Genomic DNA, 18103 nt, shown 5'->3' with positions numbered 1-18103 from the left:
TTGTCAGTGGAGCGGCGCGCGTCAGGCGGCCCAGGGTGACGGGAGTGTCTATGTCTGGCAGGGGAGACGAAACCAGGGATGTGGTGGTGATCGGCGGAGGCGCTGCGGGGTTGAGCGGAGCGGTCACACTGGCGCGCGCTCGCCGCAGTGTGACGGTGGTGGACGCGGGCGAGCCGCGCAACGCTCCGGCCGAAGGCGTGCACGGGCTGCTCGCGCGGGAGGGGATGAACCCGTCCGAGTTCGTCGCGCGCGGCCGTGAGGAGGTCGAGGGGTACGGCGGCGAGATCCGCGCCGGTGAGGTTGTCGACGCCCGCGCCGTCGGTGACGGTTTCGAGGTGTCCCTGCGTGACGGCACCGTCCTGCCGGCCCGGACCCTGCTCATCGCGACCGGCGTCGCGGACGAGCTGCCCGCGATCCCGGGGTTGCGCGAGCAGTGGGGCAACGGGGTCCTGCACTGCCCCTACTGCCACGGCTGGGAGGTCCGCGACCGGCGGATCGGTGTCCTGGCGACCGGCCCGATGTCCGGTCACCAGGCCGTGATGTTCCACCAGTGGAGTCCCCGCGTCACCTACTTCGCCGGCGGCCGACCGGTCGACGACGGGGACCGCCGCAACATGGAGGCGCTGGGGATCCCGATCGTCGAGGGGGAGATCTCGCGGGTGGAGTCCGACGGTGGGCGCGTGGTCGGCGTCAGGGTCGACGACGACACCGCCGAGGGCGGGGTGACAGACCTCGACGCGGTGGTGGTCAGCACCCGGCTGGACGTCCGGACCGATTCCTTCGGCGCTCTGGGGCTGGAGGTGGACGATCACCCGGTGGGTTCGTTCATCAAGGTCGACGACTTCGGCGCCACCTCGGTCCCCGGAGTCTGGGCCGCCGGAAACTGTGCGGACGTCATGGCGCAGGTCGGACTGTCGGCCGCGCAGGGCACCCGGGCGGCGCAGCACATCAACGCCATGCTGATCATGGCTGATCTCGAGCGCGCCGTCGAGGCACAGGGAAGTGGGGCACACCGATGACACACGACTTCGATCGTCAGTACTGGGACGACGTCTGGTCGGGCGGCGAGGATGATGGTCGAGCGTCGGCGATGACCGGCAGCGCGCCCAATCCGCATCTGATCCGCGAGGTCTCGGGGCTGCGCCCGGGGTCGGCGCTCGAAGCCGGATGCGGGGCCGGCGCGGAAGCCATCTGGCTGGCTTCGCAGGGATGGCAGGTCACTGCGGCCGACATCGCCGCCGAAGCGCTCGAGCGGGCAGCCGTTCGCGCCGCGGGCACCGATGCCGGGGACCGCATCTCCTGGGTGCAGGCGGACCTGTCGACGTGGGAGCCTGGGACTCGTTTCGATCTGGTCACCACCCACTATGCGCATCCGGCGATGCCGCAGCTCGACTTCTACGAGCGGATCGCGGACTGGGTCAAGCCCGGCGGGACACTGTTCATCGTGGGGCATCTGCACCGGGGAGATCACGGCCACGGCCACGGCCACGGCCATGGGCACGGCCACGGCCACGGCCATGGGCACGGGCACGGGCACGGCCATGGCGACGGCCACAACCACAGCCGAAGCGGCGGGCTTGGCCACGAAGGCGAGTCGACCCCGCCCGCCGAGGCCTCGGCGTCCGGGGCCGCGATCGCCGAGCGGCTGACAGCCGACCGCTGGGTGATCGCCACCGCGGAGGAGGGACCGCGCGAGATGCGAGGTCCCGGAGGGCGTGCGGTGACGGTGCACGACGTCGTCGTCAGGGCCACCCGACGTAGCTGAGGAGTTCACGGCGCCACGGCGCCACCGGGCAGGGCTGGGGTATCCCTGTTGTATGGCTCGAGTCCTTCCCGCTCACCCCGTCTACGGTCATCCGTCCGAGGAGACGGTCGTCGAGCTCCTGAGAAATCAGTTGTCCGAGGACAGTCTCGTCATCGTGGGCCAGCGCATCTCCACGGACGAGAAGGAACACGAAGTCGACATCCTTGTCGCGATGCCCGGCGCGGGGATCGTCGCGATGGAGGTCAAGGCCGGCCAGATCACGGTGGAGGACGGACGGTGGGTGCAGGGGAGCGGCACCAAGCAGCACCTGATCGATCCGGTCACGCAGTGCAGGGACGCGCTGTATGCGCTCCGGGGCTTCGTCAGCGCCGACCCCCGGTGGCCGGATCAGTATCAGCGTTGGACCCACATGCTCGTGTTCCCCAACGCCTCGATCCCCGACGATTTCGCTCTTCCCGAGATCCAACGCAACCGGATCGCCGACCGCGGCCAGCTGGATCACGTCGCGACCATCGCCTACCGCCTCGCCCGGGACTCGGGTCCCCAGGACAGACCGTTCCTGGAGCCGGCCACGGTCGACCGTCTCGCGGAGGTGCTCGGCGGACGAGGGCTGCCGCAGCGTGACGTGGTGGCCAGGGCTTCGGAGAACGCCGACATCGCGGATGCCCTCACCCGCGAACAGTCGGTGCTGCTCCGGGCCGTCGATGCGTTGCCGCGCGTGGAGATACGCGGCGGGGCCGGGAGCGGCAAGACCTTTCTCGCGCTGGAACAGGCTCGACGGCTGTCGCGGTCGGGGCAGCGGGTCGCCCTGATCTGCTACTCGCACGGCCTGGCCGGTTACCTCAAGCGCGTCACCTCCGGGTGGCGTCGGCGTGAGCAGCCCGCCTACGTGGGCGAATTCCATGCGCTCGGCGTGGAGTGGGGCGCGCCCGCCGGTCCCGACGAGCGCGTCCGCTCAGAGGAGACCGTGCACTGGTGGGAGGTGGAACTTCCGCGACTGATGGCGGAGCTCGCCGACCGGCTGCCCGAGGGCAAGAAGTTCGACGCGGTGATCGTCGACGAGGCCCAGGACTTCGCCGATGAGTGGTGGCGGCCCGTCATCAGCGCACTCCGGGACCGGGAGAACGGTCGGCTGATGATCGTCGGTGACGCCGGTCAGAGCGTGTTCGAGCGCCCCGGTCGCCCGCCCGTCGACCTGGTGCCGTTGGTGCTCGACCACAACCTGCGGAACACCCGCCAGATCGCCTCGGAATTCCTGCCGCTTGTCGGACAGCGGATGGAGCTACGCGGAGGAACGGGGCCGGCGGTGAGGCACGTCGACGTGCCCGAGGGCCGGGACCTCATCGCCGCGGCGGATGACGAGGCGATACGACTGCTCGACGGGGGCTGGCAGCCACGTGATGTGGCATTGCTGACCACGGGATCCCGCCACCCGATGCAGGTGGAACTCCAGCAGGAGGGAAACGACGCCTACTGGGAGACCTTCTGGGACGGCGAGGACATCTTCTACGGTCACGTCCTGGGCTTCAAGGGTCTCGAGCGCCCCGCCGTGGTCCTGGTGTGCAACCACCACGCGGGCATGGACAGGCTGCGCGAGCGCGTCTACGTCGGGCTGTCCCGGGCGACGGACGTTCTCGTCGTGGTGTCCACCGGCGGTATCGGACTGCCCGGGACATGAATGAGGTGTGGGTATCAGCGGCCCTGTAGGAATCTGCGCACGAATTCGGCTTCGGGGTAGGGGCGGCCGATCCCGAAGCCCTGGGCGAGGTGGATCCCCTCGTCTCGGACCACGTCGAGGACGGCGTCCGAGCCCACGTGCTCGGCCACCACGTCCATGCCGAGCTTGCCGGCCAGATCGACAAGTGAACGCACGATCGCCCTGTCCGTCGTGGACGAATCAAGGTTGGCGATGAACTCTCCGTCGATCTTCACGTAGTCGAAGAGCATGATCTTCATGTAGAGCAGCGAGCCGAAGCCGGTACCGAAGTCATCGATCGCGAGCCGGAACCCGCGGTCGCGCACGCGTTTCGCATAGGTCCGAGCTGCCGCTACTTCGTAGAGCTTCGCCGTCTCCGTGAGCTCGAGCACCACCGCGGACGGCGGAACACCGCGCGCGTCGGACTCCTCGAACAACACCCGCTCGAGGTCGGTGCTGCCGATCGAGTGGGCAGAGAAGTTGATCCAGATGGACAGGTCCTCGTCGAGCTCCCGGAGCCGCGCGATCATGCGGATGGCCTCTCTGACCACCCAGATGTCCATCTGCGTGATGATTCCGGATCGTTCCGCGATCGGAACGAACTGGGACGGTGGGACCACCCGGCCGTCGTCGAGCAGGCGGACGAGGGCTTCCGCACCCACGATCCGGCCCGATTCGACGTCGAGTATCGGCTGGAGGTGCAGCTGCAGATCGTCGCCGAGTAGTGCCTTCTCCAGCCGCACCTTCCACTCGTACGGCGAGGTTATCCGGTCCTCCGGCGCATCGTGGTCGCCGAGGATCACGATGTTGTCTCGACCCGAGTATTTGACGTCGTACATGAGCCGGTCGGCCGCCACCAACGGCGCGACCCCTCTCGCCATGGCGGAGGCGATCGTCACCCCGCCAACGGAGACGGACAGTTCCCGGCCCGCCCCGTCCAGGGTGCGCGAGTACTCCCGGGTCCGGTCGACCAGCGCGGTGGCGAGCGACTCGAGGCGTTCTCTGTCGCCGTCGGGGACCAGGATGGCGAACTCATCGCCTCCGAGACGGGTGAGGACGTCGGCGTCGTCGGTCGTGTCTGTGAGGATTCCGGCGATATCGATCAACACTCCGTCGCCGAAGGCGTGACCGAAGGTGTCATTGATGTTCTTGAAGCCGTCCAGGTCGAAGACGAGCACTCCGCCGGTGGGGCCCCGGTCGGCGATGTGCTCCGCGAGGGCCTTGTCGAAGCGTCGGCGGTTGGGCAGCCCCGTCAACGGGTCACTGTTGGCAAGTCGTTCGAGCTCGCTCAGGAACCGATGGTTCTCCGAGACGTCCCGGATGAGGAGCAGCGCCCGCTCGGAATCTTCACTCTCCTCCGGCAACAGCGGCGCGGCGGTCAGCTCGAAGGTCCGCTGTGTCCCGGACCTGTCGGTGAAGATGAACGGCTCGGCTACCACGGTCTCACCGCGGAGCGCGCGCGCTGAGGGAGTGAGGTCCGGCTGTTCTGCGGGACGGTGCCCTGGCCAGGATACGAGCTGCAGGTGCCCTTCACCGTCAGCGCGGACGAACGTCGTGCCGCTCGTGTTGAGCGGGGTGGCCCTGCCGTGCTGGTCAACCGTCAGCAGTGCGTCCGGGATCGTCTCGGTGACGGTCCGCAGTGCGGTCTCGCGGCGACCGGCCGTGTCCGCGAGAGCGGTCAGATCGGCGTTGAGCCGGACGAACTCGTTGACCGCCGTGGCCACCACCAGGGAGATGAGGAATGTCAGGATCACCATCAGATGCAGGCGGGCCGACAACGCCAGCGTGCTGTACTCGAGTCCGAACACGGCGCCACGGGTGCCTGCGACCATCGCGAGGAGGGTCACCGTGGTGAAAACGGCGTGCAGCGCGGCCACCGACGTGGTGGAGCGGACCCCACTCCAGAAGAGGGGGATCAGGATCATCATCGCCAACGGGAGATACGGGCTCATCACCTGTGCGATGGCGGCGAACACGATCGTGAGGGCGAACGCGAAAATCGTATCGACGGCCTTGGTTTCGCGCCGGTATCCGGGACGATGCATCAGGGCGAGCCCGGTACTGGTGATGAGCATGACGGAGGCCAGGCTCCGGACCACCCAGACCGCGCCGTCGACGAACGTCGGGCTTCTGCCGTCGGCGATGAGGCCGAGCGCCGTGACGCCCCAGGCGAGCGACGCCCCCACGAAGGCGGCGCCGAAGAGTCGGAACACGTCGTAGGTGACCGCCATCCGGGCGATGATCGTGTGCGAGCGATCCGAGCTGGGCACCGCGGCCCGCAGCCCGAAACGTCGACCGAGCGGCACTAATGCCAGCGAGGTCCATCGGGTGATCAGGCCCAGCGCCACGTTCGACAGCGACAGCAGCAGCGCCTCCGAGAGCTCGAACCCGGTCCGGAGATTGAGTATCGACAGGATCACCATCGTGAGAGCCACGAAGGCGACGTATTCGATCCTGGACCTGATGGTGAGAGCCCAGAGGACGATCACTCCCGCGGCGGGCCAGTAGAGCGCGAGACCGGATTCCTGATAGAAGCCCACCCGTCCCACCCCCGCGGCGGCCGTCACCGCGATGGCGAACGCGGTGATGCGCCATGCTGCGACACGAGACGGGGTCGTCAACATCGGCATCAGATGGCTCCCGGGATGACTGGTCAGAACGGAAACGCGTGCACCGAGCCTAACAATCGGTCCTGGTCCGGGCCGCGACGCCCGGCTGGATAGACCGCAGTTCCGCCGCCGAAATGGCAGTTGCAATGTCCTATATACCCTGCTGACATAAGCTCATTCTTCGTAAGAGGTCGGTCATCGACGGCGCTGCTCCCGGTCCCCGGGTCGGTGCACGACCGTAGACAGGGAGCAACGACATGAACCAATACTCGTCGGAGGGGTGGAACGGCCAGTCCGGTGGGCCGAACAACAACCCGCCCACGTCCGAGTTCGGTCCCGTGCAGCAGAATCCGCAGGGGTACGGGCCACTGCCGCCCAGGCCGGGGATGTCGACCCCGGTGGTCGTGGTGATCACTCTGCTCGTCGCGCTGTTGGTCGGTCTGCTGGTCGCCGCGGCGTTCTTCGTCACCCCACGTCTCATGGGCAGCTCGGAGGGGGCGGCCACCTCGACGGTTTCCGTGACGGCGACCGCGCCCGCTGAGTCGGCGGGTGAGCCCGGCGGGGAATCGGCACCGACCGTCCAGCCCGCACAGCCCGTCCAGCCCGCCCGGCCGGCGCCGGCGGGTCGGCCGGCGGGTGCATACGAGTGCTGGACCAGCGGGTCGGCCGGATATAACTCCGTGGCCGTGGGCTCGTCAGTGACCTCGTGCGAGTTCGCCGAATCGGTCTGGGGAGAGTACATCGGGTCTGGCGGCAACGGCGGGTCCATGACCGTTCGGGCATACAGTCCGGTGACCGGATCCGGATACACGATGTCCTGCTCCGGCGGTGCCGTCGTCACGTGCACCGGCGGGAACAACGCGGTCGTCTACATCTACTGATGCCCCATAATCGCGCAGTGGCGCTCGCCCTGGCCGCAGTTCTCGCTTCCGCGGGCTGTGCCGGCCCCGGCGGCTCGGGGGAGCCCGTGGTGGTCACCGAGACCGTGGCCACCGTGACGGGAGCCCCGGTCCAGGGTGGAGTGGGCGCTCCGGCGGAATTCGCGGAGACCCCGCCGGTGGTGCCCTCTGCGACCGGCGGGCCCACACCCGCTCCGTCGGCCGATGTGGTCGATGCCGAGCTCGCGACGGTGGTGGCTCCGATCTCTCTCCCGGCCGGAGTGGCTGTTGCTCCGGTTGGTGACCACGGAGGGGTCACTGCTGCGGGGGCATGGAAGACAGGGGTCGCCTGGTCGACCATCAAGGTGCCGCTCGCCGTCGCGGTCGCTCGCTCCGACCCACAGTTGTTGGAATGGTCGGCGTCGGCGATCACGACGTCGGACAACCAGGCCGCTGAATCGCTGTGGTCCGCTCTCGGCGGGGGGCAATCTGCGGCCTCGACCCTCATGGCCGTTCTGGCCGAAGGTGGGGACACGGTCTCACAGGTGCCGTCGGTCCCTATCCGCGCCGGCTACTCGATTTTCGGTCAGACCCGGTGGTCGCTGGTCGACCAGGCCCGATTCGCGGCGGGACTGCCATGCCTCGAGGGCTCCGCCCGCGTCGTGGATCTGATGGCGCAGATCTCATCTGATCAGCGCTGGGGGCTTGGCGGGATCCCAGGGGCCCGTTTCAAGGGTGGATGGGGGCCGGGCGACGATGGCGGGTATCTCGTCCGGCAGTTCGGCGTGGTGCCCGGTGCAGGCGGCGATCTGGCGGTGGCAATGGCCGTCGAGGCCCCCACATTCGAGGCCGGGGTCGCGGCGCTGACCACGATGGCCGACAGGCTCGCACCGATGATGCCCGGCCTGACGGGCGGGGCATGCTGACGATCGGGGTCGGCATTGTCGCTTACGATCGCCTAGGAGCCGCCTACAGCAGGCCGAGTTCGCGGGCCCGGGCCACCGCGGCCGTCCGAGACGTCACCCCGAGCTTGTCGAAAACATGCACCAGATGGGTCTTCACGGTCGCCTCGGACACATGTAGAGAGGCCGCCACCTGCCGGTTGGTCGACCCCTCGGCCACCGCGTGCAGGACCTCCGCCTCGCGCTCGGTCAGGGCCGGCCGGGGGTTGCGTAACCGGCCCATGAGAGTCGCCGCGACGGTGGGGGAGAGCGCACTCTCCCCGGCCGCCGCGGCGTAAACCGCGCCGAGGAGCTCGTCGGGCCCGGCGTCCTTGAGCAGGTATCCGCACGCCCCTGCCTCGATCGCGCCCACGATGTCTGCATCGGTGTCGTGGCTGGTCAACACCAATACCTGCGGCGGGTCGGGGAGTTCGCGGAGACTGGCCGTGGCGCGGACGCCGGCGGTGGCATCGCCGGCGAATCGCAGGTCCATGAGAACCACGTCCACGTCCCCGACCCGCGAACGTTCCACCGCGGCTGAAGCCTCGGAGACGTCGGCCAGCACCTCGATCGCCGGGTCGGAGGCCAGGAGCGCCCGCAGGCCGGTGCGTACCACCGCGTGATCGTCGGCGATCAGAATCCGGATCGTCGTCGTCATCTCGTCCTCTCCACCGGCAACGGCAACACCGCTCGCACCGTCGTGCCCCGGCCCACCTCGGAGTCGACGGTGAGCGTCCCGCCCAGGTCGGCCACGCGACGCGCCATACCGTCGAGGCCGAAGGAGGCGGCCGCCCGCGGGGCCTCCGGGTCGAATCCGCGGCCGTCGTCCGTGACCGTCAGCGCGATGTGGTCGGCGGATTCGGCGATCGTCATCCCGATCCGCGAAGGCGTGCCGTGCTTGACCGCGTTGGCCAGGGCCTCCTGCGCCACACGCACTGACACCGCAGCGAGTTCGGCCGGCGGCTCCGCGGGCAGTTCGCCCGTCACCGACACCTCCACCCGCGGGTGTTCCGCACGGACCCGCCCGGCCACCCGGTGCAGTGCGCCGTCGAGCGAGACCCCCTCCAGCGGTGCCGGTCGCAGTGCCTCGATCAGCCGCCGGGTCTCGGTGAGGTTCTCACCGGCCACCTCGCGGGCCAGGCGGATCTGCTCGATCGCGGGATGCCCCGGGTCGGCGCGCTCGGCGGCGTGCAGCAGCATCCCGATGCTGGCCAGGCCCTGCGCCACGGTGTCATGGATCTCGCCCGCCAGACGGGCCCGCTCGGTCTCACGGCCCACCTCCCGCTCCCTCGAGGCGAGCTCGGATCGGGCGGCCACCAGTTCGGCGATCACCTCGCGACGTGCCTGGGACTCGCGGTACAGCGCCCGGACCCCGGCGGCCAGCCCCAGGGCGACGAGTGCGCCGACGACGGGCCCCACCACGCCGGCGGGTGTGAAGCCGTTATGCACGCCCAGTGCGACCACCGCGACCGCGGCCAGGCCCGCGACCGCCGCCGCCCCGGCCCAGGAACCGAGCAGGAACAGCGCGAGGAAGAACAGCGGGAAAACCAGGTAGGCGGCCTCCGGGACCTGCACCACCAATGCCGCCCACAAGGCGAGGACGGCGGCCAACCATCCGAGCCGGGCGGCACGGCCGGTGTGCCGCCGCCGCTCCCACACCGTCCCGGCCACGTACGCGGCCGCAAACCCGATCGCCGCGGCCACGGCCGGGAGATTGGGCTCGCCGGCTGCGTCACGATGCGCGCTGACCAGCGTGAGGACCAGCAACGCGGCCACCAACGTGTGCAACGCCACCTGCAGCTGCGCCAACACCGCGCGCACCCCCGCGGACTCGGGCGGGAGCTCCATGTCGGGCGCGGGCACAGAGGTCACGCCGACGACGCTAGTCGCTTCGGCGAGGCCCGCGCATCCATCGAAAGGTGGAGCGGGGCGTCCTCCGTTCGTGCCCGCGGAACCAACCCCACGGCCGATTCGGATCCGCGCGGACGCGACGAGGGTGGAGACAGACCTTCACGAGAGGAAACCCGATGTTCTTCGCACTGCGTGACCTGCGCACCGCCCGGTGGCGCTTCGCCCTCATCACGGGCGTCGTCCTGCTGCTGTCCGTCCTCGTCGCCGGCCTTCTCGGCCTCACCGCCGGCCTGGCCAACCAGAGTGTGTCCGCGCTCCGGTCTCTCGGATCGGGCGGCGCGTCGTTCGTGCTCCCGGCCGACGAGTCCGGGCCCGTCGATCTCGACCGCGCCGCCCTCACCGACGAGCAGATCGACGCCGTCACCGCGTCGGACCCCACCGTGGTGCCCGTGGGGATCGCGCGGATCAACCTGGACGACGGGACGGAGACGGGCGTCTCGGCCGTCGCCGTGGGTCTGTCCGCACCGGTGGGATCGGTGTCTCCGCCCGCAGGTGGCCAGGCCCTGGTCTCCGACGGGATCGACGACGAGCTGGGCGCGGACGTCCGCTCGATCGGAGCCGACGGAACGGACCTCGCAGTGGCCGGTCAGGCCGGTGACCTCTGGCATTCACACACCCCGGTCGTGGTGACCGATCTCGAGACCTGGCGCGGCCTGGCCCCCAGGGGCGGGCCCGCCACGGCGGTGGCGGTGAACGCGGACGCGGTCGACCCGGACCTGGTGGTCGATAGTTCGGGGCTGGCGCTCGTCGACGGCGACGGGCTCGTGGGCGCACTGCCCTCGCACCGGGCCGAGAACACCTCGCTCACCACGATGACCTACATGCTGCTGGCCGTGACCGCACTGGTCGTCGGTGCGTTCTTCGCCGTGTGGGGGATGCAGCGGCGCCGGGACGTGGCCGTGCTCAAGGCCCTCGGCGCGTCCACCGTCGCGGTGGTCAGGGACTCGGTCGGACAGGCCGCGATCGTGCTGGTCGTGGGAGTGGGCGGCGGGGTCGCGATCGCCGCGCTCTTCGGACTCGCGGTGGGCGGAGCCGTGCCGTTCGTGGTGTCCGCCCGAACGACCCTGCTCCCGGCCGCGATCCTCGTGGCCCTCGGCCTGGCCGGAGCCGCCGTGTCGCTGCGGCCCGTCGTGACCGCCGACCCCAACTCCGCCCTGGGCGCCGCGCGATGAGTCCGGTCCCTGCAGGCCGGCTGCAGACGTCGTCGTTGTCGTCGTCGCATGCCACCCCGTCGCGCCCCACCTCACCTTCCCCGACCCACTCCTCGTCCATCGACACCATCAGGAGAACCGCCATGACCACCGCCTACGCCGCGACCGCCGCCCCCACAGACCGGGCCGGTGACACCGGCCCCACCCTCCGGATGGAGGACGTCGTCCTGACCTACCCGGACGGACAGGGACGCGTCACCGCCGTCGACCACGTGAGCCTGGAGATCGATCGCGGCCGCAGCCTGGCGGTGACCGGCCCCTCGGGATCGGGCAAGTCCAGCATGCTCGCGGTGGCCGCCACGCTGACCCGCCCCGACTCCGGGCAGGTGTGGCTCCGGACCTCCGACTCGCTCATCGACCTGGCGATGGTCGACCGCGCCCGCGCCGCCGAGCTGCGACGCACCGAGATCGGGATCGTGTTCCAGCAGGCCAACCTCATCGACTCGCTCACCCCGCGCGAACAGCTCGAGGCCATGGTCTGGTTGGGTGCCCGGCCGACGGGTCGGACACGTCGTGCCGCACGGCGTCGGGCCGACGAACTGCTCGACGTGGTGGGTCTCGGCGGCGCCGCCGGGCGATCCGTCGGAGCGCTGTCCGGCGGGCAGCGGCAGCGGGTCGCGGTCGCCCGCGCGCTGATGGGGCGGCCGTCCCTGCTCCTGGCCGACGAGCCGACGAGCGCCCTGGATTCAGAATCCGGTGAGGCGGTCATGGACCTCCTGCTGGGGACCGCGCGCGAGTTCGACGTGGCCCTGATGCTGGTCACCCACGACGCGCGCAACGCCGCACGGTGCGATGCGCAGGTGGGGCTCGTCGACGGAGCCGTGGTCTGACGGGACCACCGTCCCCGGGCACCCTCTCAGGTGTGCCGGATCGCGATGGCCGACAGCGCAACTAGACTGTTTCGCGGTGGTCGCGTGCCTCGTGGGCGCTTCGCGCCGGCCTCCCGGATCTCGACCGACCCGGGGCCGCCCGTGACCTGGTGAACCCGAGGAAAGGCCATGCCCATGCTCTCCCGCATCGACCTGCGCGGTCGCACGCTCGGCACCGCCGAGTTGCGTCGCACACTCCCGCGCGGCGCCGCCGATGTCGACTCGGTGATCGACACGGTGCGCCCGGTGGTCGAGGCGGTCAGGGAGCACGGCCCCACGGTCGCGCTCGACTACGGCGAGAAGTTCGACGGCGTCCGCCCGCGGTCGGTGCGGGTGCCCGCGGACGTCATCGCCCGCGCGGCCGGGGAACTGGACAGGGATATCCGTGACGCGCTCGTCGAGGCCATCCGTCGCGCGCGCATCGTCCACTCGGCCCAGAAGCGCACCGACACCGTCACCGAGGTCGCCCCCGGTGGCTTCGTGACCGAGCGCTGGGTGCCGGTCGAGCGCGTGGGGCTCTACGTGCCGGGCGGCAAGGCTGTCTACCCGTCCAGCGTCATCATGAACGTCGTCCCCGCCCAGGTCGCAGGCGTCGGGTCGCTCGTCGTGTCCTCGCCGCCGCAGGCGGACTTCGACGGATGGCCGCACCCCACGATTCTCGCGGCGTGCTCGCTGCTGGGGGTCGACGAGGTGTGGGCCGTCGGCGGTGCGCAGGCGGTCGCGCTGATGGCCTACGGCGGGCAGGACCCCGAGGGGGCGCAGTTGGAGCCGGTCGACATCGTCACCGGGCCCGGCAACGTCTACGTGACCGCGGCCAAGCGGCTGTGCCGCAGCGTGGTGGGGATCGACTCCGAGGCGGGCCCGACCGAGATCGCGGTGCTCGCCGACGAGTCGGCGGACCCGGTGCACGTGGCGTACGACCTCATCAGCCAGGCCGAGCACGACCCGAACGCGGCCAGCGTCCTGGTGACCGATTCCCAGGCCTTCGCCGACGCGGTCGAGCGTGAGATCGAGGCCCGCTACGAGGTCACCCTCAACGCCGACCGCGTCCGCGAGGCCCTCGAGGGGCCCCAGTCGGCCATCGTGCTGGTCGACGGCATCGATAGCGGAGTGAAGGTGGTCGACGCGTACGCCGCCGAGCACCTCGAGGTCCAGACGCGCAACTCCGCGGCCGACGCCGCCCGGGTGCGCAACGCCGGCGCGATCTTCGTCGGCGCCTACTCGCCGGTGCCGCTCGGGGACTACGCCGCCGGCTCGAACCACGTCCTGCCCACCTCCGGCACCGCCCGTCACTCTTCGGGACTGAGCGTGCAGACCTTCCTCCGAGGGATCCACGTCGTGGACTACGACCAGGCGGCGCTCAAGGAGATCGCGCCCACCGTGATCGCGCTCGCCGACGCCGAGCGGTTGCCCGCGCACGGCGAAGCCGTCCGCGCGCGGTTCGAGGACCTCACCGCAGGGGAGGAGCAGTGACCGCCGCGCCCCGCCCGGGCGTCGGGTTGGACGCCCTCCCGCTGCGGGACAACCTCCGGGGTGGCAGTGCCTACGGCGCCCCGCAGCTCGAGGTCCCGGTACAGCTCAACACCAACGAGAACCCGCACCCGCCGAGTGCGGAGCTGGTCGCGGACATCGCCGCCGCCGTCTCCGAGGCGGCCGCCGATCTCAACCGCTACCCGGACCGGGACGCGGTGGGGCTGCGCACCGATCTGGCCGGGTACCTTGCCCGCCAGACCGGGGTGCCGCTCGATGCGGACATGGTGTGGGCGGCCAACGGCTCCAACGAGATCCTGCAGCAGTTGCTCCAGGCGTTCGGCGGGCCGGGCCGCAGCGCCATGGGATTCGTCCCAAGTTACTCGATGCACCCGATCCTGGCGGCCGGCACCGACACCCGGTGGATCCCGGTCGAGCGCGCCGCGGATCTGTCGATCGACATCGACGCCGCGGAGGCCGCCCTCGTGGAGTGCCGCCCCGACGTGCTGTTCGTGACGACCCCCAACAATCCGACCGGGCACGTCGTGGACCTCGACGACCTGCGGCGCCTGCTCGACGCGGCGCCGGGGATCGTGGTGGTGGACGAGGCGTACGCCGAGTTCTCGCCGTCGCCGAGCGCGTGCACTCTGCTGGCCGAATACCCGGCCAAGCTGGTGGTCTCGCGGACGATGAGCAAGGCGTTCGCGTTCGCCGGCGGGCGGCTCGGCTACTTCGCCGCGGACCCCTCCTTCGTGGAGGCCGTCCTGTTGGTGCGGCTGCCGTACCACCTGTCGATGGTCACGCAGGCGGCCGCACGTGCCGCGCTACGTCACGCGGAGGAGACGCTCGCCTCCGTCGCGCTGCTGGCCGACGAACGCAAGCGGGTGACCGCAGGCCTCGAGGAACAGGGGTACGAGGTGCTGCCGAGCGAGGCCAACTTCGTGCTCTACGGCCCCTTCACCGACGCCGCGCGCGCGTGGCAGCGGTATCTCGACGCCGGCGTGCTCATCCGCGACGTGGGCATCCCCGGACGACTTCGTGCGACCATCGGGCTCGAGAAAGAGAACGACCGGCTGCTGCAGGTGAGCGCCGACCTGGCGGCCGAGGAACTCGGGCCACTGACAGAGGAGAAGCGATGAGTGAGCAGACCACGCGGCGGGGCCGGGTCGAGAGGACGACCAGGGAGTCGTCGATCGTCGTGGAGATCGACCTCGACGGGACCGGACAGACGGACATCTCCACGGGGGTCCCGTTCTTCGACCACATGCTCACCGCCTTCGGCCAGCACGGCGCGTTCGATCTGACCGTCCGGGCGACCGGTGACGTCGACATCGAGGCCCACCACACCGTGGAGGACACCGCCATCGTGCTGGGCCAGGCCCTCGGCCGGGCGCTGGGCGACAAGCGCGGGATCCGTCGGTTCGGACAGTGCTCCCTGCCGATGGACGAGACGCTCGCCGAGGCCGTCGTCGACGTCTCGGGGCGTCCCTACTGCGTCCACACCGGCGAGCCCGACATGATGATCGGCTACGTCGTGATCGGCCACGACAGCGCGCCGTACGGCACCGTGCTCAACAAGCACGTCTTCGAGACACTGGCCTACAACGCCCGGATCGCACTGCACGTCCGCGTCCACTACGGCCGCGATCCGCACCACATCACCGAGGCCGAGTACAAGGCGGTGGCCCGCGCGCTGCGCGCGGCCGTCGAGCCCGATCCGCGCATCACCGGCATCCCGTCCACCAAGGGTGCACTGTGATGCCGGCGTGACCCCGCGTGCCGCCAAACCGGGTGCGTTGTCGCAACTGACCCGGACCCCCGGGGTCCTCGCGGCCTTCGCCCTGGTCCTGCTGGCCTTCGGTGGGTTCTCGCTGCTGCTGCCCGTCGTGCCGCTCGCGGTGGTCCGCGGTGGCGGCAGTGAGGTCGTCGCCGGCGCGACGACCGGCGTGTTCATGACGGTCACCGTCCTGTTCCAGCTGATCACCCCGAGGATCACCGCGGCGATCGGCTATCGCTGGGTTCTCGCGATCGGTAGTTCGCTCCTCGGTCTGCCCTCCGGGCTGTTGGCGGTGTTCGACGGTCCGTTCGCGGTTCTCGCGATCAGCGGGGTCCGCGGGGCCGGTTTCGGCATGATGACCGTCGCCGGCTCGGCCCTGGTGGCCGAACTCGCACCGCCGGGCATGCTCGGCCGAGCCACCTCGCTGATCGGCCTGGCGATCGGGATCTCCGAGGCGCTGTTCCTCCCGGCGGGACTGTGGCTTCTCGATGGGTTCGGTCTCCCTGCGGTCGCCTGGAGCGCGACGGCGTTCGGGGTCGTCGGGCTGGTTGCCGCGGCCCGCCTGCCGCGGGTCTACCCGACCCCACCGGAGCCGTCGGACCTCGCCGCCATGAGTTCGAGACAGGTCCTCGTGCTTCTGGCCGGGCCGTTCCTGGTGATGCTCGCGGTCTCTCTTCCCTACGGGGCCGCGGCCTCGTTTCTGTCTCCCGCGCTCGACGAGATCGTCCATGGCAGCGGGGCGGTCGTCGCCGGTGTGGGACTCGGTCTCCTCGGGGTCGGTGTGATCATCGGTCGCACCTTCGCGGGGCTGATCTCGGACCGGCAGGGCCCGGGCGCCCTGGTCTGGCCGGGGCTGGGCTTCGCGGCTCTCGGCATGGCCGGCATCGCCGTGCTGCTGTCGATCGGGGTGAATCCGTGGTGGTTCCTCGTGCCCACCGTGGTCTTCGGACTCGGGTTCGGCGCGGTACAGAACGACGCCCTGGTCGGCTCGTTCGAACGGATGCCGCGGTCCCGGCTGGGGACGGCGTCGGCCTCGTGGAACATCTCGTTCGACACGGGGACCGGTCTCGGTTCGATCGTCATGGGCGGGCTCGCGGGCTTCGGCTACGTGGTCCTGTTCACCGTGGCCGCCGGGATCGTCCTGGTCGTGGGCGGCCCCGCCGCCGTGAACGCCAGGCGCACCAGACCCCCTCGCGAACTGCCCCTGCCCGATTCCGGCGATAAGGTGAACGGATGAGCTCAACGGCCACGCGGGTGGCGATTCTGGACTACGGATCCGGCAACCTGCTGTCGGCCCGGCGCGCCCTCGAGCGTGTCGGAGCGACCGTCGACGTCACCTCCGATCCGCGGGTGGCCACCGAGGCAGAGGCGCTGGTTGTCCCGGGTGTCGGTGCGTTCGCCGCGTGCATGCAGGGTCTGGAGGCCGTCAGAGGCCCTCGGATCATCGGCGAGCGTCTCGCCGGCTCCCGCCCGGTCCTGGGGATCTGTGTGGGTATGCAGGTGATGTTCGACCGCGGGCTGGAGTTCGCCGACGGTGAGCACGCGGAGTCCGCCGGGGCCGCGGGCTGCGGGGAATGGCCGGGGGTCGTCGAGAGGCTCGAGGCGCCCGTCCTGCCGCACATGGGCTGGAACACGGTCGAGGCGGCGGAGCACTCCGCCCTGTTCGCCGGCATGCCTGCCGACGAGCGCTTCTATTTCGTCCACTCCTACGGGGTCAGGGACTGGGTGATGGAGCCGTCCGATCACCTCCGCGCGCCCGACGTCACCTGGGCGGCGCACGGGACCCGGTTCGTGGCCGCGGTGGAGAACGGACCACTGACCGCCACCCAGTTCCACCCGGAGAAATCCGGGGATGCCGGACTGCAGCTTCTCGAGAACTGGATCCGCGCCATTGGCTAGGGGAGGAAGGTCCCCGGCGCCGGTGTCTTTCGCCGCGCTCGCGCTGTGGGTGGCGGGCGCGGGCGTGCTCGGGCTCGCACTCACCGCGGTCGTGGTGGCGGTGCTCCCGGTAGGCCCGGTCGGCCGTGCGGTGGCGGCGCTCGCCGGGATCGTCCTGACCATCGTGGCGATGGGTGTGGCGTCGAGCAGAGTCACCGACCGCGCGATCCGCGCGGAGTACGGGGACGACTCCACGGGCGAGGTGGCCGATGACGGTGACCCCGGCCCGCACGGACTAGGCTGACCCCCGTGAGCAACGCTTCTTACCTCGAACTCCTGCCCGCTGTCGATGTCGCTGACGGGCAGGCCGTCCGCCTCGTCCAGGGCGAGGCGGGGACAGAGACCTCCTACGGATCGCCGCTGGATGCCGCGATGCAGTGGCAGCGCGATGGAGCCGAGTGGGTGCACCTCGTCGACCTCGATGCGGCGTTCGGCCGCGGGAGCAACCGGGAAATCCTCGCCGAGGTGGTGGGCACGCTCGACGTCAAGGTCGAGATGTCCGGCGGTATCCGCGACGACGAGTCGTTGGAGGCCGCTCTGGCGACCGGCTGCGCGCGCGTGAACCTGGGCACGGCCGCCCTGGAGAACCCCGACTGGTGCCGTTCGGCGATCGCCCGCCACGGTGACCGGATCGCCGTGGGGCTGGATGTCCGAGTCGTGGACGGGGACCCCCGGCTGCGTGGCCGCGGGTGGGTCTCCGACGGCGGCAACCTCTGGGAGGTGCTCGAGCGCCTGGACCGTGACGGGTGCGCACGCTACGTCGTGACGGACGTCTCCAAGGACGGCATGCTGGGCGGCCCCAACCTCGAGATGCTCTCGCAGGTGTGCGCCGCCACCGACGCGCCGGTCGTCGCCTCCGGTGGCGTGTCCTCGGTCGCGGACCTCGAGGCGATCGCCTCGCTCGTCCCGCAGGGCGTCGAAGGGGCGATCGTCGGGAAGGCGTTGTACGCCGGCCGCTTCACGCTGCCCGAGGCACTCGCCGCGGTGAGCACCCGCTGAGCGCCCCGACCACCTGGTAGGCACCCGCAGCATGACCTC

17 protein-coding genes are annotated in these 18103 nt (G+C 70.5%); 14 read left to right on the top strand and 3 right to left on the bottom strand.

Annotation, left to right across the window (positions count from 1 at the left end; all coding sequences use genetic code 11):
- Positions 1 to 50: 50 nt before the first annotated feature.
- The 3 genes from ACWIE7_RS11175 to ACWIE7_RS11165 are packed head-to-tail and all read left to right on the top strand — an operon-like array spanning position 51 to position 3443.
- Complete coding sequence (locus ACWIE7_RS11175) at positions 51 to 1019, top strand: NAD(P)/FAD-dependent oxidoreductase (protein ID WP_454057046.1); 969 nt, start codon at positions 51 to 53, stop codon at positions 1017 to 1019.
- The gene (locus ACWIE7_RS11170; RefSeq protein WP_454069279.1) at positions 1016 to 1765 is read left to right on the top strand and encodes a class I SAM-dependent methyltransferase; all 750 of its coding nucleotides are present in this window, start codon (positions 1016 to 1018) and stop codon (positions 1763 to 1765) included. The genes ACWIE7_RS11175 and ACWIE7_RS11170 overlap by 4 nt, the downstream gene beginning before the upstream one ends.
- 52 nt (positions 1766 to 1817) lie before the next feature.
- On the top strand, positions 1818 to 3443 hold the full coding sequence (locus tag ACWIE7_RS11165) for an NERD domain-containing protein (RefSeq protein ID WP_454069278.1): 1626 nt from the start codon (positions 1818 to 1820) through the stop codon (positions 3441 to 3443).
- Between the two features lie 14 nt (positions 3444 to 3457).
- On the opposite strand, the gene ACWIE7_RS11160 is transcribed toward ACWIE7_RS11165, so the two are convergent.
- Positions 3458 to 6091 (bottom strand): putative bifunctional diguanylate cyclase/phosphodiesterase, encoded by a 2634-nt coding sequence (locus ACWIE7_RS11160; RefSeq protein ID WP_454069277.1) that lies wholly within the window; start codon positions 6089 to 6091, stop codon positions 3458 to 3460.
- A gap of 236 nt (positions 6092 to 6327) precedes the next feature.
- Between ACWIE7_RS11160 and ACWIE7_RS11155 the strand changes: the two genes are divergently transcribed.
- Positions 6328 to 6951 carry a hypothetical protein gene (locus ACWIE7_RS11155; protein ID WP_454069276.1) on the top strand — a complete coding sequence of 208 codons (624 nt, stop codon included), beginning with the start codon at positions 6328 to 6330 and terminating at the stop codon, positions 6949 to 6951.
- 17 nt (positions 6952 to 6968) lie between these two features.
- A complete protein-coding gene (locus tag ACWIE7_RS11150; protein WP_454069275.1) occupies positions 6969 to 7874 on the top strand; it encodes a hypothetical protein in 906 nt (301 codons plus the stop codon).
- A 43-nt stretch (positions 7875 to 7917) separates the two neighbouring features.
- Here ACWIE7_RS11150 and ACWIE7_RS11145 read toward each other — a convergent pair whose 3' ends face one another.
- Positions 7918 to 8547 (bottom strand): response regulator, encoded by a 630-nt coding sequence (locus ACWIE7_RS11145; protein ID WP_454069274.1) that lies wholly within the window; start codon positions 8545 to 8547, stop codon positions 7918 to 7920.
- Positions 8544 to 9761, bottom strand: a complete 1218-nt coding sequence (locus ACWIE7_RS11140; protein ID WP_454069273.1) for a sensor histidine kinase — start codon at positions 9759 to 9761, stop codon at positions 8544 to 8546. The genes ACWIE7_RS11145 and ACWIE7_RS11140 overlap by 4 nt, the downstream gene beginning before the upstream one ends.
- Before the next feature lie 155 nt (positions 9762 to 9916).
- Between ACWIE7_RS11140 and ACWIE7_RS11135 the strand changes: the two genes are divergently transcribed.
- The 9 genes from ACWIE7_RS11135 to priA all read left to right on the top strand — a co-directional run bounded on the left by ACWIE7_RS11135 (position 9917) and on the right by priA (position 18064).
- Positions 9917 to 10972: an FtsX-like permease family protein gene (locus ACWIE7_RS11135; protein ID WP_454069272.1), complete on the top strand. Its 1056-nt coding sequence runs from the start codon at positions 9917 to 9919 to the stop codon at positions 10970 to 10972.
- A 122-nt stretch (positions 10973 to 11094) separates the two neighbouring features.
- The gene (locus ACWIE7_RS11130) at positions 11095 to 11841 is read left to right on the top strand and encodes an ABC transporter ATP-binding protein (RefSeq protein ID WP_454069271.1); all 747 of its coding nucleotides are present in this window, start codon (positions 11095 to 11097) and stop codon (positions 11839 to 11841) included.
- A gap of 174 nt (positions 11842 to 12015) precedes the next feature.
- On the top strand, positions 12016 to 13353 hold the full coding sequence (gene hisD / locus ACWIE7_RS11125; RefSeq protein ID WP_454069287.1) for a histidinol dehydrogenase: 1338 nt from the start codon (positions 12016 to 12018) through the stop codon (positions 13351 to 13353).
- Complete coding sequence (locus ACWIE7_RS11120; protein WP_454058663.1) at positions 13350 to 14489, top strand: histidinol-phosphate transaminase; 1140 nt, start codon at positions 13350 to 13352, stop codon at positions 14487 to 14489. The genes hisD and ACWIE7_RS11120 overlap by 4 nt, the downstream gene beginning before the upstream one ends.
- Entirely contained in the window at positions 14486 to 15109 is a 624-nt protein-coding gene (gene hisB, locus ACWIE7_RS11115) for an imidazoleglycerol-phosphate dehydratase HisB (protein ID WP_344996245.1), read from the top strand. Before ACWIE7_RS11120 ends, hisB begins: the two co-directional genes overlap by 4 nt.
- 7 nt (positions 15110 to 15116) lie before the next feature.
- Complete coding sequence (locus tag ACWIE7_RS11110) at positions 15117 to 16364, top strand: MFS transporter (protein WP_452100173.1); 1248 nt, start codon at positions 15117 to 15119, stop codon at positions 16362 to 16364.
- Positions 16361 to 17026 carry an imidazole glycerol phosphate synthase subunit HisH gene (hisH, locus tag ACWIE7_RS11105; protein ID WP_454069270.1) on the top strand — a complete coding sequence of 222 codons (666 nt, stop codon included), beginning with the start codon at positions 16361 to 16363 and terminating at the stop codon, positions 17024 to 17026. The genes ACWIE7_RS11110 and hisH overlap by 4 nt, the downstream gene beginning before the upstream one ends.
- A gap of 22 nt (positions 17027 to 17048) precedes the next feature.
- The gene (locus ACWIE7_RS11100; protein WP_454058664.1) at positions 17049 to 17309 is read left to right on the top strand and encodes a hypothetical protein; all 261 of its coding nucleotides are present in this window, start codon (positions 17049 to 17051) and stop codon (positions 17307 to 17309) included.
- A gap of 5 nt (positions 17310 to 17314) precedes the next feature.
- Positions 17315 to 18064 (top strand): bifunctional 1-(5-phosphoribosyl)-5-((5-phosphoribosylamino)methylideneamino)imidazole-4-carboxamide isomerase/phosphoribosylanthranilate isomerase PriA, encoded by a 750-nt coding sequence (gene priA / locus ACWIE7_RS11095; protein WP_452100170.1) that lies wholly within the window; start codon positions 17315 to 17317, stop codon positions 18062 to 18064.
- Positions 18065 to 18103: the final 39 nt, after the last annotated feature.

The organism is Dietzia sp. NPDC055343, assembly GCF_053645265.1.
The sequence above is the reverse complement of the archived record's forward strand: the minus strand, read 5'-3'. Positions and strand labels throughout refer to the sequence as shown.